Below are 15,682 nucleotides of genomic sequence, written 5' to 3'. Positions count from 1 at the left end.
TCACCTTATTTCTTTTTGTTGTAAGCAAAGAGTGGGCTGACTGGTTTTCTTTCATGGATGCGGACGATAGCATCTCCGATTAACTCGCTAGCAGTAATGTAACATACATTTTCTGGAGTTCTTTCTTTGGTTGCAACGGAGTCTGTCACAAGGATTTCCTTGATGTTTGTAGCATCAAGGAGGTCTGCTGCCCCTTCAACAAATAAACCGTGACTAGATACTGCATAAATTTCAGTTGCACCTTCACGTTCAACGATTTTGGCTGCTTCAGAGAAAGTACGACCAGTATTTAGAATATCGTCAATCAAGATAGCCTTCTTGCCTTCGACATCCCCAATGATATAGCCTTCGTTACGATCAGAATCGTCTTGGGCGTAGTCAATGATAGCGATAGGGGCATCAAGGTATTCAGCCAAACTACGAGCACGTTTAACACCAGAGTTCTTTGGACTAACAACAACAACATCAGAGCCAAGAAGTCCTTTATCACAGTAGTGCTTAGCAAATAGAGGAACAGTATAAAGATTGTCTACAGGAATGTCAAAGAAACCTTGGACCTGAACAGCGTGGAGGTCAAGCGTTAGAACACGGCTTACACCAGCCTTGACAAGCATATTGGCAACCAATTTTGCAGTGAGGGGTTCGCGAGAAGAAGCGATACGATCCTGACGAGCATAACCAAAGTAAGGAAGGACAACGTTGATACTATGAGCACTTGCACGTACACAAGCATCAACCATTATTAATAATTCCATCAAGTGGTTGCTAACAGGGTAGCTAGTTGACTGGATGATGTAAACATCGTAACCACGGACACTTTCTTCGATGTTGACCTGGATTTCGCCGTCAGAAAATTGACGAGAGGATAATTTCCCGAGAGGTACACCAACTGTATCAGCAATCTTTTGAGCGATTTCTGGGTTAGAGTTTAGGGTGAAAAGTTTCATGTTGTTTCTATCTGACATTATAGACCGTCCTCTGTAAACTTTGTGAATCTCCTTTGAGAAAGTTTTGTTTTTCAAAGCAAGATTCTTTTATTTTTATCTTTTCTATTCTACCAAAAAAAGGAGATTATTTCAGCTTTTTTTCATGCTTTTAATAAAACGAATTAATTTTGATGGAGCTTTATGATAAGTTATTTGATTATCATCTAAAAATCTCTGAAAATCGGCTTTCCCTTTTTCATGGTCAGTGACTTCAAGCTCCAGTTCATAGTCCGTCTGGTCAAAGTATTGACTTTCATCTAAGGCCATTAAGCCAATCTCGGTTTTCATTTCATAACGTAGAGTTGAAAGACAGCCTAGAACAAGCCAATCATGGCTTTCGATGTCAATCTTAGCAAGCTTTTCTAGAACGAGCCCTTGAGGTAGTTTTTGTTTTTCTAGGTATGATTCAGCCTCTGAAAGAGTTAGTTTCTGGTTGTATTCCATATTTCCTACAGTTTGAGGCACTTTCAAGGTCAATTCCGCCCAATTTGAAAAAGTGCGAATGCGCATGGCAACCTTCTTTTCACGCAATTGGAAATCTGGTGTGTCAATGTAGTAGTTTTTTTGAAGGACGGGTTGGATATGGGAAAACTGTTTTTTTAGATGCTCATAGTCCTCTTTTTTCAGAAGTGTTTTCAATTCTATTTCTAAATGTTTCATTTTTTCAACCTTTTCTATATCTTTGAAAGCGATTTATGGTATAATGGACAATGTATTTATTGTATACGAATGTACTGAAAAAATCAAAGATTTTCGACAGAGCAATCAAACATTACAAGGGAGAAAGTATGACCATAGAATGGGAAGAATTTTTAGATCCTTACATTCAGGCTGTTGGTGAATTGAAGATTAAACTTCGAGGGATTCGCAAACAGTATCGTAAGCAAAACAAGCATTCTCCGATTGAGTTTGTAACGGGTCGTGTCAAACCGATTGAAAGTATCAAAGAAAAGATGGCTCGTCGAGGAATTACATATGCAAGTCTAGAACATGATCTGCAAGATATTGCGGGTTTACGTGTCATGGTTCAGTTTGTTGATGACGTTAAAGAGGTAGTTGAGATTCTACGTAAACGCCAAGATATGAGAATCGTTCAGGAACGAGACTATATCACTCATCGTAAGGCTTCGGGCTATCGTTCTTATCACGTGGTTGTCGAGTACACGGTTGATACGATCAACGGAGCGAAGACGATTTTGGCGGAAATTCAAATACGGACTTTAGCCATGAATTTCTGGGCTACGATTGAACACTCGCTCAATTATAAGTATCAGGGCGATTTTCCAGAAGAAATCAGGAAAAGACTGGAAATCACAGCGAAAATAGCCTATCAACTGGATGAAGAAATGGGTAAGATTCGTGATGATATCCAGGAAGCGCAGGCTCTCTTTGATCCATTGAGCAGAAAACTAAATGATGGTGTAGGAAATAGTGACGATACAGATGAAGAATACAGGTAAACGAGTTGACCTCATAGCAAATAGAAAGCCACAGAGTCAGAAGGTTTTGCATGAACTGAGGGAAAAACTAAAGAAACAACACTTTATACTGAACGATACCAATCCCGACATCGTGATTTCGATTGGTGGTGACGGGATGCTTTTGTCTGCCTTTCACAAGTATGAGAATCAGTTAGACAAGGTTCGATTTGTAGGTGTTCATACAGGGCATTTGGGATTTTACACAGATTATCGTGATTTTGAGCTGGATCAGTTGGTGACCAATCTCCTACTCGATACTGGTGCCAAGGTTTCTTATCCTGTTTTGAATGTTAAGGTAACGCTTGAAAATGGAGAAGTGAAAACCTTCCGAGCATTAAATGAAGCGAGTATCCGTCGATCGGACCGGACCATGGTTGCGGATATCATCATTAACCACGTTCCATTTGAGAGATTTCGTGGAGATGGAGTGACTGTTTCAACGCCGACGGGAAGTACTGCCTACAACAAGTCCTTGGGTGGAGCTGTCTTGCATCCGACCATTGAAGCCTTGCAGTTGACGGAGATAGCGAGTCTTAACAACCGAGTCTATCGCACTTTGGGATCATCGATCATTATTCCCAAAAAAGATAAGATTGAACTCTTACCAACACGCAATGATTACCACACGATATCAGTCGATAACAGCGTCTATTCCTTCCGTAATATAGAACGGATTGAGTATCAAATCGACCATCACAAGATTCACTTCGTAGCGACTCCAAGCCATACTAGTTTCTGGAATCGTGTCAAAGATGCCTTCATCGGCGAGGTGGATGAATGAGGTTCGAATTTACCGCAGATGAGCACGTTAAGGTCAAAACGTTTCTTAAGAAACACGAGGTTTCTAAGGGACTTCTGGCTAAGATTAAGTTTCGAGGTGGGGCTATTTTGGTCAATGGCCAACCTCAAAATGCGACGTATCTCTTAGATATTGGAGACAGGGTTACCATCGACATTCCAGCAGAGGAAGGATTTGAGAGCCTTGAAGCAATTGATCGACCACTCGATATCTTGTATGAAGATGACCATTTTCTGGTTTTGAATAAACCTTATGGAGTAGCTTCCATCCCCAGTGTCAATCATTCCAATACCATTGCCAATTTTATCAAGGGCTACTATGTTAGACAGGAATATGAAAATCAGCAAGTTCACATCGTGACTAGGCTTGATAGAGATACTTCTGGTTTGATGCTTTTTGCCAAGCATGGTTACGCTCATGCACGTTTAGACAAGCAGTTGCAACGAAAGTCTATCGAAAAACGCTATTTTGCTTTAGTTAAAGGAGCTGGTGTCTTGGAGCCTGAAGGGGAGATTATTGCCCCGATTGCGCGTGATGAAGATTCCATTATCACGAGACGGGTTGCCAAAGGTGGGAAATACGCCCATACATCTTACAAAGTTGTAGCGTCTTATGGAGATATTCACCTAGTTGATATTCGCCTGCATACTGGACGAACCCACCAAATCCGAGTGCATTTTTCTCATATCGGCTTTCCTTTGTTGGGAGACGATTTGTATGGTGGTAGTCTGGATGACGGTATCCAACGTCAGGCACTGCATTGCCATCATTTATCTTTTTATCATCCTTTTCTAGAGCAAGATTTGCAACTAGAAAATCCCTTACCGGATGATTTCAGCAATCTTATAACTCAGTTATCAACTAATACTCTTTAAACACTATTTGGAGTATAATTTATTTTCTTAAAGGAGAAAACTCATGGAAGTTTTTGAAAATCTTAAAGCCAACCTGGTTGGCAAAAATGCTCGTATCGTTCTCCCTGAAGGGGAAGAGCCACGTATTCTTCAAGCAACAAAACGCTTGGTAAAAGAAACAGAAGTAATTCCTGTTTTGCTTGGAAACCCAGAAAAAATTAAAATTTATCTTGAAATCGAAGGGATCATGGATGGTTATGAAGTAATTGATCCCCAACACTATCCTCAATTTGAAGAAATGGTTGCTGCCTTGGTAGAGCGTCGTAAGGGCAAAATGACTGAAGAAGAAGCGCGCAAAGTTTTGGTTGAAGATGTTAACTACTTTGGTGTTATGTTAGTATACTTGGGCTTGGTTGATGGTATGGTATCTGGTGCAATTCACTCAACTGCCTCAACAGTTCGCCCAGCCCTTCAAATTATCAAAACACGCCCAAATGTTACTCGTACTTCAGGTGCCTTCCTTATGGTACGTGGTACAGAACGTTACCTATTTGGAGACTGTGCCATTAACATCAATCCAGATGCAGAAGCCTTGGCTGAAATCGCGATTAACTCAGCAATCACAGCTAAGATGTTTGGTATCGAACCTAAAATTGCTATGCTAAGCTATTCTACTAAGGGTTCAGGCTTTGGTGAAAGTGTTGATAAGGTAGTAGAGGCTACTAAAATTGCTCACGACTTGCGTCCAGACCTTGAGATTGATGGTGAGTTGCAATTTGATGCAGCCTTCCACCCTGAAACTGCAGCATTGAAAGCTCCAGGAAGTAACGTTGCTGGGCAAGCAACTGTCTTTATCTTCCCTGGTATCGAAGCAGGAAATATTGGCTACAAGATTGCAGAACGTCTTGGTGGCTTCGCGGCTGTAGGTCCAGTTCTGCAAGGTTTGAACAAACCGGTTAACGACCTTTCTCGTGGATGTAATGCAGATGATGTTTACAAGTTGACCCTTATCACAGCAGCTCAAGCAGTTCATCAATAAGATTTAGTCCTCTTTCCCATGGAAAGAGGCTTTCTAGTACTGAGAAAAGGACAGCTAGAAGCTTCTATGTTATACTAGATATATGTTAGATTTGAAAAAATACGGTATCGTCATGTGGCCGGAGGAGAAGATCATTTCTTTTCGTGAGAAACTCCTCAACTGGTATGATGAAAACAAAAGAGATTTACCTTGGCGGAGAAGTAAAAATCCTTATCACATCTGGGTATCTGAAATCATGCTCCAGCAGACCAGGGTAGATACGGTTATCCCCTACTATGAACGATTTTTGGACTGGTTTCCAACTGTTGAAAGTTTGGCAAATGCGCCTGAGGAGCGTCTGCTGAAGGCTTGGGAGGGATTGGGCTATTATTCTCGAGTGCGCAATATGCAGGCTGCAGCTCAGCAGATTATATCTGACTTTGGTGGTCAATTTCCAAATACCTATGAAGGGATTTCTAGTTTGAAAGGGATTGGCCCTTACACTGCAGGAGCTATTTCCAGTATTGCTTTTAACTTGCCTGAGCCAGCGGTTGATGGCAATGTCATGCGGGTTTTGGCACGCTTATTTGAGGTTAATTATGATATCGGAGTTCCCAGCAATCGAAAGATTTTCCAATCCATGATGGAAATCTTGATTGACCCGAGACGACCAGGAGACTTTAACCAAGCTCTGATGGATTTAGGGTCCGACATAGAGGCCCCAGTTAATCCTAGACCAGAAGAAAGCCCTGTTAAGGGTTTTAGCGCAGCGTATCAGAATGGGACCATGGATGTATATCCGATTAAAGAACCCAAGAAAAAGCCTCTCCCAATCTATCTCAAGGCTTTGGTTGTGCGCAATGACCGTGGTCAATATCTTCTTGAGAAAAATGAAAGTGAGAAACTGCTAGCCGGTTTTTGGCATTTCCCACTGGTTGAAGTTGAGGATTTCTACAGCGATGATAATCAACTAGATCTCTTTTCTCAAGTCAAAGAGGAAAGCAGAGCTTTTGGACCAAGTCCTCAAGAAAACTTTGAGCAGGATTATGATTTAGAAGTGAATTGGTCCCAGCAAGTATTTGACCAGGTAAAGCATGTATTTAGTCATCGGAAATGGCATATTCAAATCCTAGCTGGTCAAGTGACAGATTCGAAACAGTTTTCTGACAGAGAAGTTCGTTGGGTTTCTCCTCAGGAGTTTTCTGATTATCCACTTGCTAAACCTCAACAAAAAATTTGGCAGGCTTATGAAAACAACTCTCGAAGATGAAGGCTTACAGTAGCCATTTGTGCCTTCTTTGTATTTTTTTGTTATAATAGATAGAGAAAAGGTGATAAAATGAAAAAAATATTAATTGTAGATGATGAGAAACCAATCTCGGATATTATTAAGTTTAATATGACCAAGGAAGGTTACGAAGTTGTAACTGCATTTAATGGTCGTGAAGCAATTGAGCTATTTGAAGCAGAGCAACCAGATATTATTATTCTAGACTTGATGCTTCCGGAAATCGATGGTTTAGAAGTTGCTAAAGCTATTCGTAAGACTAGTAGCGTTCCGATTATTATGCTCTCAGCTAAGGATAGCGAGTTTGACAAGGTTATCGGTTTGGAGTTAGGTGCAGATGATTATGTTACAAAACCCTTCTCAAACCGTGAGTTACAAGCCCGTGTCAAGGCTCTGCTTCGTCGTACAGATCTTGCTTCAGTAGATAGCCAAGAGTCTGATGAGAAGAAGACGCAGCCTTTACAAATTGGTGATTTGGAAATCGTTCCAGATGCTTACGTGGCTAAGAAATATGGTGAGGAATTAGATTTGACCCACCGTGAGTTTGAACTCTTGTATCACTTGGCATCTCATATTGGTCAAGTGATTACGCGTGAACACTTGCTTGAGACTGTATGGGGTTATGACTATTTTGGTGATGTTCGTACTGTGGACGTGACCATTAGACGCTTGCGTGAAAAAATTGAAGACACACCAAGCCGTCCAGAGTATATCCTCACACGTCGTGGTGTTGGCTACTATATGAAAAATAATGATTGAAGATATTAGACAAACTATTCTGACCAGTGATTTTATCTTTATCCTGATTTTACTTGGCTTTATCCTAGTGGTGACCTTGTTGTTGCTGGAAAACCGTCGGGATAATATCCGGTTAAAAGAGATAAATCAGAAGGTTAAGGACCTAATTGCAGGTGATTATTCTCAAGTTTTGGACTTGCAGGGTAGTACAGAGATCACCAACATCACCAATAATCTGAATGATTTGTCGGAAGTTATTCGTTTGACTCAAGAAAATTTGGAACAAGAGAGTAAAAGGCTGCATAGCATTCTTTCCTATATGACAGATGGTGTCCTTGCGACCAATCGCCGTGGCCAGATTACTATGATCAACGATATGGCAAAAAAACAGCTAGGTGTGCAGAAAGAAGAGGTTCTTAATAAAAGCATTCTCGAATTACTCAAGATAGAAGATGAATATGAACTGCGTGACCTGATTACACAGATACCTGAGTTGACGATTGATTCTCAGGATGCTAATGGTGAATATTTGAGCCTTCGTGTACGTTTTGCTCTAGTTCGCCGTGAGTCAGGTTTCATCTCTGGTTTGGTTGCCGTTTTACATGATACGACCGAGCAAGAGAAGGAAGAGCGTGAGCGAAGACTCTTTGTTTCGAACGTCAGTCATGAGTTGCGTACTCCTTTGACCAGTGTTAAATCTTATCTTGAAGCCTTGGATGAGGGAGCTCTGTATGATCCTGTCGCCCCTGATTTTATTAAGGTTTCACTCGATGAAACCAACCGTATGATGCGTATGGTGACAGATCTCTTGCATCTATCTCGTATTGACAATGCGACTACTAAACTGGATATAGAGTTGATTAACTTTACAGCCTTTATCACCTTTATCCTCAACCGTTTTGATAAGATGAGAAATCAGGATGAAGAGAAAAAATATGAGCTAGTGAGAGATTATCCAATAACTTCAGTTTGGATTGAGATTGATACGGATAAGATGACCCAGGTGATTGATAATATTCTTAACAATGCCATCAAGTATTCACCAGATGGTGGGAAGATTACGGTCAGCATGAAAACTACGGATGACCAGATGATTTTATCAATTTCTGACCAGGGTCTTGGGATTCCAAAACAAGATTTGCCTAGGATTTTTGACCGCTTTTACCGTGTGGATCGCGCAAGAAGTCGTGCTCAAGGTGGGACTGGTTTGGGTCTGGCTATCGCGAAAGAAATCATCAAACAACACAATGGTTTTATTTGGGCAAAAAGCGAATACGGTAAGGGCTCAACCTTTACCATAGTGCTCCCTTATGATAAGGATGCCGTAAAAGAAGAAATATGGGAGGACGAAATAGAAGACTAGAATGAGTGAAAAAGGCTTTAAATACAGTATTTTAGCATCAGGTTCCAGTGGAAATTCCTTTTATCTGGAAACCCCAAAAAAGAAAATCTTAGTGGATGCAGGCTTGTCTGGTAAGAAAATCACCAGTCTTTTGAGCGAAATCAATCGCAAACCTGAAGATTTGGATGCGATTTTGATTACGCATGAACATTCAGATCATATTCATGGAGTTGGTGTATTGGCTCGCAAGTATGGTATGGACCTTTACGCCAATGAAAAAACCTGGCAGGCTATGGAAAATAGCAAGTACCTCGGTAAGGTGGATTCATCGCAGAAGCATATTTTTGAAATGGGTAAAACCAAAACCTTTGGTGATATCGACATTGAGAGTTTTGGAGTTAGCCATGATGCAGCAGCACCACAGTTTTACCGCTTTATGAAAGACGACAAGAGTTTTGTCATGTTGACCGATACAGGCTATGTTAGTGATAGAATGGCAGGAATTGTCGAAAATGCAGACGGTTATCTCATCGAGTCCAACCACGATGTAGAGATTTTGCGAGCAGGATCTTACGCTTGGCGTCTCAAACAGAGAATTCTATCGGATCTCGGTCATCTTTCTAACGAAGACGGTGCTGAGGCCATGATTCGTGCAATGGGAAATCGAACAAAGAAAATCTACCTTGGGCATTTGTCCAAAGAGAACAATATTAAGGAGTTGGCTCATATGACTATGGTCAACCAGCTAGCACAAGCTGATCTGGGAGTCGGAGTAGACTTTAAAGTTTACGACACCTCCCCAGATACAGCAACACCACTGACAGAGATATAAAAAAAGGAAGGCGAGTGCCTTCTTTTGTTTTGTAGTCCAATCACGATTTAAAATATGATATAATAAGGTTTATAGTACGAGAAAGGTTGCCTTATGACAATAGATATTAGTGAAGAAAAGTTGGCTATGGAGTCTGCTGACTTATTAAAAATTCTTTTAAAAGATCGAACAACCAAGAAAAATATTGTTTGGGCGACGCATTCTTATGAATTGTTAGGAAAGGGATTTGCTCCAAGTGACCGTATCACTCCAAGTAGGGTGACGGGAGCCTATGCAAACTTGATTCAACCCCGATCAGAGAAGTCCAAGTATGAGCAAAAAGACCGAACCAAGATTAGAGCCGAAGTTTTTACGCCAACTTGGTTAGTTGAAAAGCAAAATGGTTACGTGGAAACTGAACTTGAAGCTCTAGCTCTTGAAGATTATATCCAAGTGCGCTGGCTAGAAATTACCTGTGGTGAAGCTCCTTATATGGTAACGCGCTATGATACCGTAACTGGTGAGGAGATTCCATTATCTGATCGAGTTGGTTTTGTTGATAGAAAATTACAGCGCATTAGTCATGAGGTTTCAGATGAAGCTACCTTCTATAAACTTGTAAAAGAAGCCTATCGTGCTTCCTATGGCTATGAGTACCAAGGAGATTCGCTGCTTTTGGCGCGTGAAAATCTTTTAGCGACCTTTGAGGACTACTATCTTGCAAAGACTGGAAATCAACCGAGATTAGAGCAGAAGAAAGAAATTGCGACCATTATATCCTATAATGTCTTTCAGATGGATGGATTAAAAAAAATCAGTCCTTACTCGGCTAAACAAAGTCCATCTCAACAACTAAGCTTATTTTCAGATGAGCTAGAAGTTCAAGAAGTAGAAGAATCTAAAACCCAAATCAAAGACTGGAAAAAGAATAAAATGATAGGTTTTGAGCGCCTATCTAGTGAGGAAAGTGAAATGAAATTTGATGTCGTGATAGGAAATCCGCCGTATCAGGAGGAATTACAAGGAACAAGTGATAAACCAATATATCATCATTTCATGGATGAATCTTATAAAATTAGTAGAAAATCAGTATTGATAACACCTGCAAGGTTTTTATTTAAGGCAGGGAAAACACCAAAATCATGGAATGAAAAAATGCTGTTGAATGAACATTTCAAAGTCATGTATTATGTCCAAGATTCTTCGAAAGTTTTTCCTGGTACGGATATTAAAGGTGGAGTGACGATTAGTTACCACGATAATGATAGAGTTTTTGGAGCGATAAAAACATATACACCTTTTACTGAATTGAATGAAATTTTACAGTTAGTTATTAATCATAAAAATTTTAAACCAATTGCTCCAATTATTCATTTACAAAATAAATTTAATTTAGATGCTGTTTATATCGATTATCCAGAGTTACGCTCTGTTATTGGTAGTGATGGAAAAGAGAAACGCCTAACTACATCAATTTTTGAACAACTTCCATTATTTACAGACATAACACAATCAGATGATGATATTAAGGTATTAGGTCTCATCAAAAATAAACGTCAGTATAAATATATAAATAAAAAATACATTGAGAAACACGGGAATCTGAATAAATATAAAGTATTGTTGCCTAAGTCCAATGGGAGTGGGGCGATTGGCGAAGTACTATCGACCCCACTCGTGGGTACCCCACTCGTGGGTACCCCACTCGTGGGTTATACACAATCTTTTATTTCTTTTGGTAATTTTGATTTAGAAGTTGAAGCTGAAAACTGTCTAAAATATATTAAAACAACATTTTGTAGAACATTGTTAGGGACTCTTAAGATTACTCAGGATAATAATAAAGATACTTGGCAAAATGTCCCTCTCCAAGACTTTACGGTCAATTCGGACATTGATTGGACACAATCGGTGGCTGATATTGACCGTCAGCTCTATCAAAAATATGGTCTTTCTCCAGAGCATATAGCTTTTATTAAAATACATGTGAAGGAGATGGATTAGAAAAGTATTTTTATTTGACAAATTGTGCTCAGTGATCTATAATAGACACATAGGATTAGGTCAGGAAGCATACGATGCCCTGACCCTTTTTTGTTTTATAGGAGATAAGTTTGAAGGAACATAAAACATTTAATCAACAGTTAACAATTTTAAGAAATAGGGGTGTTGTAGTCCCAACAAATGGGAAGCCAAAGAGATTTTTAGAACAAGAAAACTATTACAACGTTATAAACGGTTATAAAGATTTATTTTTAGTAAAGGACAGCAATAATCTACCTGTTGAGCCTGAACTTTATCAAGAAGGAACTCACTTTAACGAACTAAAGGCCTTGTTTTTATTTGATAGAGAACTAAGGATATTATTATTGAAATATTTATTGATATTCGAAAATTCAATAAAGACTACAGTTGCATATGAATTCTCTAAAAAATACTCTCGTAAGAATGCTTATTTAGATATTGCAAATTTTGTAGACAATGATCCTAAAAAAGTTCTTCAACAAATCTCTATCTTAACCAAGACGATTCATGATAAGGTAGATAGAAGTGGCGCTATCAAACATTATATTGAAGAACACGGAGAAGTACCACTTTGGGTTTTAGTTAATTTTCTTACAATGGGAAACATTGCTAATTTTTACAACATTTTAACGGATAGTACAAAAAATATTATCGCAAAATTTTATACAGATAAATATAGAACACAGAATAAAGACAATACATTTAGACTATCTAGTGCAGATTTAAGTGCATGTTTGAAAGTGGCTAACTTGGTTAGAAATATCTGTGCACATGATGAACGACTGTACAATGTTAATTTAAGAAATGTTCGAATATCTCAAATAGCAAATCATTTTGGGATAAGGAGATATGATAATAAACGTTTCATAGTGCTCATTCTATTTTTAAAAATTGTACTTGATAAGAAAGATTTTCAAAGATTGTATAAAGCTTTAAGAAATCTGTTCAATCAGTATGCTGATGAATTTAAAACTGTAGTGTTTGATGATATTTTAAACACAATGGGAATAGATTTAACAGAAATGGAAAAACTAGCTTAATTTTTTTAAAAAAGGAATACTTATGCCAGTAGAAATTAAAACTTCTAAAGAGATTCATCCTAAAATCTATGCTTACACCACTCCTACGGTAACTAGCAATGAGGGCTGGATTAAGATTGGTTATACAGAGCGTGATGTTACGCAACGGATTAAAGAACAAACGCATACTGCTCATATAGATACAGATGTCTTATGGACTGGGGATGCCGCCTATACGGAAGAACCTAATAAGGGAAAGACTTTTAAGGACCATGATTTCCACCATTTCCTTTCTTTCCATGATGTGGAACGTCGTCCTAAGACGGAATGGTTTTACTTTAATGGGACACCTGAGAAATCTAAAAATCTTTTTGATAAGTTTGTTCAGCATGATTTGTCTGGTTATCAGCCTGGCCAGGGACAGGACTATACTCTGCGACAAGAGCAAGAAGAAGCAGTTTCTAAGACCTTAGCTTATTTCAAGAATCATCTAGGAGGTAAGTTCCTCTGGAATGCCAAGCCACGTTTTGGTAAAACCTTATCTACCTATGACCTAGCCCGTCGAATGGATGCTGTCAATGTCCTGATTGTAACAAACAGACCTGCCATTGCCAACTCATGGTACGATGATTTTGAAAAATTCATAGCAGGTCAAACGACTTACAAGTTTGTTTCAGAAACAGACAGTCTTAAAAATCGGCCAACCTTGTCACGAAAAGAATTTGTTGCTATTTTAGATGACGATGTAAGACAACTTGCTTTTATCAGTCTCCAAGACTTGAAAGGCTCTGCTTATCTTGGTGGAGAACACAATAAACTCAAATGGGTCACTGATCTACATTGGGACTTGTTGGTTATCGATGAAGCTCACGAAGGAGTTGCTACCTTCAAGACAGACCAAGCCTTTAATAAGATTCGTCGAAACTTTACCTTGCATCTATCAGGAACACCATTTAAGGCATTAGCTAAGGGAGAATTTACCGAGGAGCAGATCTACAACTGGTCTTACGCTGATGAGCAGGCAGCCAAAACAACTTGGTCACCTGAGCAAGAAGAGGAGAATCCATATGAGAGCTTGCCTCAGTTAAATCTCTTTACCTATCAAATGTCTCAGATGATTGGCGAAGAGCTAGAAAAAGGTGCTCAACTAGACGGCGAAAATATCGACTATGCTTTTGACTTGAGTGAATTTTTCGCTACAGATGATAAAGGGAAATTTATCCATGAGCAAGATATCAGAAACTGGTTAGATACTCTATCAAGTAATGAGAAATATCCATTTTCAACCAAAGAACTTCGGAACGAACTCAAGCATACTTTTTGGCTCTTAGAACGTGTAGCCTCAGCTAAAGCTTTAAAAGCTCTACTAGAAGAACATCCCATCTATGAAAACTATGAGATTGTGTTAGCTGCTGGTGACGGGCGTATGTCCGAGGAAGATGATAAGGTCAAACTCAAATCCTTAGACTTGGTTAGAAAAGCAATAGCAGAGAATGACAAAACCATTACCCTATCCGTTGGTCAGTTGACGACAGGTGTGACGATCCCTGAATGGACAGGCGTATTGATGTTATCAAACTTGAAATCACCTGCCATTTATATGCAAGCTGCCTTCCGTGCTCAAAATCCATACTCATGGAGCGATAACAAAGGAAATCACTTCCGCAAAGAAAGAGCCTATGTATTTGACTTTGCGCCAGAAAGAACCCTGATTCTCTTTGATGAGTTTGCAAATAACTTATCACTTGCAACTGCAGGAGGTGGTGGAACTTCCGCTACTCGTGAAGAAAACATCAGAGAACTATTGAATTTCTTCCCTGTCATAGCAGAAGACCGTGCAGGTAAGATGGTTGAAATTGATGCTAAGGCAGTTCTGACTATACCGCGTCAAATAAAAGCTAGGGAAGTCCTCAAACGTGGCTTTATGTCTAACCTCCTATTTGATAATATCAGCGGTATTTTCCAAGCCAGTCAAACCGTTCTAGACATCTTAAATGAACTACCAGTTGAAAAGGAAGGCAAGTTACAAACACCTTCTGATTTACTAGAATTTTCAGGTGTTAAAGTGGATGATGAGGGTAATGCAGTGGTTGACCATGAAATCGTGGTCAATCAACAAGCACGACTTTTTGGTGAAAAAGTTTATGGGCTTGGTGAGTCTGTTGCTGAGTTAGTCACAAAAGATGAGGAAAGAACTCAAAAACAGCTGGTCAATGACTTGAGTAAGACCGTTTCTTCAGTAATTGTAGAAGAATTGAAGGCTGGATATGATCTGAAAACTCGGGAAACAGACCAGATCAAGAAACAAATTGTAGCAACATTTGAGAACGAAGTTCGAAAAAATGAGATAGAACGTAAAATTTCTGAAGCTCATATCAAGGAAGAGTTGCAACAACAGCTCAAGGAAGAAAATGATAAAGAGCAAAAAGATAAGATTCAAGAAGTTCTTGAAAAACGTTTAGAAGAAAATAATCTCATTCATAAAGAAAAACTAGAACAAACACTCAAAAAAGAAGTGGAAAAAATGCCTGAGAAGTTTATCGAGCAGGTTGAGGTCAAACGTGTTGAACAGTTGAAACAATCAGCTCAGGATGAGATTCGGGACCATCTTCGAGGATTTTCACGAACAATTCCAAGTTTCATCATGGCCTACGGTGATCAATCTCTAACACTTGATAATTTTGACACCTTTGTTCCTGAGCATGTCTTCTTTGAAGTGACTGGTATTACGATTGAACAATTTCGTTATTTGAGAGATGGTGGGCAGGATTTTGCAGGACATCTCTTTGATCGAGCAACATTTGATGAAGCCATCCAAGAATTTCTTCGCAAGAAAGAGGAGTTGGCAGATTATTTTAAAGATCAGAAAGAAGATATTTTCGACTATATTCCACCACAGAAAACCAATCAGATTTTTACTCCTAAACGTGTGGTGAAGAGAATGGTGGATGACCTTGAAAAAGAAAATCCAGGAATCTTTGATGATCCATCTAAGACATTCATTGATTTGTACATGAAGTCAGGTCTCTATATTGCTGAACTTGTTAAGCGACTATATAATAGCAATGGTTTACGAGAAGCATTTCCAAGTCCTGAAGAACGCTTAAAATATATCCTAGAAAATCAAGTTTATGGATTTGCACCTTCAGAAATAATCTATAATATTTCCACTAACTTTATCTTTGGAAATCTCTCCCAAGAGATCAGTAGAAAGAACTTTGTTCTAGAAGATACCATCCCTGCAGCTAAAGAAGGGAAAATCCAAGAATTGGTAGATAAATATTTTGAATATAACTAAAAAAGAAGGCGAGTGCCTTCTTT

Annotated in this window: 13 protein-coding genes; 11 read left to right on the top strand and 2 right to left on the bottom strand. The window is 39.1% G+C overall.

Features of this window, described 5'->3' with window-relative positions; all coding sequences use genetic code 11:
• Positions 1–5 precede the first annotated feature (5 nt).
• Together FOA33_RS04785 and FOA33_RS04780 are read right to left on the bottom strand one after the other, a co-directional pair.
• Positions 6–965: a ribose-phosphate diphosphokinase gene (locus FOA33_RS04785; protein ID WP_001283846.1), complete on the bottom strand. Its 960-nt coding sequence runs from the start codon at positions 963–965 to the stop codon at positions 6–8.
• Between the two features lie 111 nt (positions 966–1,076).
• Positions 1,077–1,646: a CYTH domain-containing protein gene (locus tag FOA33_RS04780; protein WP_221160818.1), complete on the bottom strand. Its 570-nt coding sequence runs from the start codon at positions 1,644–1,646 to the stop codon at positions 1,077–1,079.
• A 128-nt stretch (positions 1,647–1,774) separates the two neighbouring features.
• Here FOA33_RS04780 and yjbM point away from each other — a divergent pair, with 128 nt between their 5' ends.
• The 11 genes from yjbM (at position 1,775) to FOA33_RS04725 (ending at position 15,659) form a co-directional block, all read left to right on the top strand.
• Entirely contained in the window at positions 1,775–2,446 is a 672-nt protein-coding gene (gene yjbM, locus FOA33_RS04775; RefSeq protein ID WP_000151553.1) for a GTP diphosphokinase, read from the top strand.
• Positions 2,430–3,248 (top strand): NAD kinase, encoded by an 819-nt coding sequence (locus FOA33_RS04770; protein ID WP_007522021.1) that lies wholly within the window; start codon positions 2,430–2,432, stop codon positions 3,246–3,248. The genes yjbM and FOA33_RS04770 overlap by 17 nt, the downstream gene beginning before the upstream one ends.
• Positions 3,245–4,141, top strand: coding sequence for an RluA family pseudouridine synthase (locus FOA33_RS04765; protein ID WP_221160817.1), 897 nt, complete (start codon positions 3,245–3,247; stop codon positions 4,139–4,141). Before FOA33_RS04770 ends, FOA33_RS04765 begins: the two co-directional genes overlap by 4 nt.
• 43 nt (positions 4,142–4,184) lie before the next feature.
• Positions 4,185–5,159, top strand: coding sequence for a phosphate acetyltransferase (pta, locus tag FOA33_RS04760; RefSeq protein WP_221160816.1), 975 nt, complete (start codon positions 4,185–4,187; stop codon positions 5,157–5,159).
• 82 nt (positions 5,160–5,241) lie between these two features.
• The gene (gene mutY / locus FOA33_RS04755) at positions 5,242–6,408 is read left to right on the top strand and encodes an A/G-specific adenine glycosylase (protein ID WP_221160815.1); all 1,167 of its coding nucleotides are present in this window, start codon (positions 5,242–5,244) and stop codon (positions 6,406–6,408) included.
• Positions 6,409–6,477: 69 nt separating this feature from the next.
• Entirely contained in the window at positions 6,478–7,185 is a 708-nt protein-coding gene (gene yycF / locus FOA33_RS04750) for a response regulator YycF (RefSeq protein WP_000722062.1), read from the top strand.
• Complete coding sequence (gene vicK / locus FOA33_RS04745; protein ID WP_000568715.1) at positions 7,178–8,527, top strand: cell wall metabolism sensor histidine kinase VicK; 1,350 nt, start codon at positions 7,178–7,180, stop codon at positions 8,525–8,527. Before yycF ends, vicK begins: the two co-directional genes overlap by 8 nt.
• Before the next feature lies 1 nt (position 8,528).
• Positions 8,529–9,338, top strand: a complete 810-nt coding sequence (locus tag FOA33_RS04740) for an MBL fold metallo-hydrolase (RefSeq protein ID WP_084938650.1) — start codon at positions 8,529–8,531, stop codon at positions 9,336–9,338.
• A gap of 93 nt (positions 9,339–9,431) precedes the next feature.
• Positions 9,432–11,321, top strand: coding sequence for an Eco57I restriction-modification methylase domain-containing protein (locus tag FOA33_RS04735; protein ID WP_221160814.1), 1,890 nt, complete (start codon positions 9,432–9,434; stop codon positions 11,319–11,321).
• A 110-nt stretch (positions 11,322–11,431) separates the two neighbouring features.
• Positions 11,432–12,382, top strand: coding sequence for an Abi family protein (locus FOA33_RS04730; protein WP_221160813.1), 951 nt, complete (start codon positions 11,432–11,434; stop codon positions 12,380–12,382).
• Positions 12,383–12,404: 22 nt separating this feature from the next.
• A complete protein-coding gene (locus tag FOA33_RS04725; RefSeq protein WP_221160812.1) occupies positions 12,405–15,659 on the top strand; it encodes a DEAD/DEAH box helicase family protein in 3,255 nt (1,084 codons plus the stop codon).
• Positions 15,660–15,682: the final 23 nt, after the last annotated feature.

It is taken from the genome of Streptococcus cristatus, from assembly GCF_019685515.1.
Lineage (GTDB): Bacteria > Bacillota > Bacilli > Lactobacillales > Streptococcaceae > Streptococcus.
The sequence above is the reverse complement of the archived record's forward strand: the minus strand, read 5'-3'. Positions and strand labels throughout refer to the sequence as shown.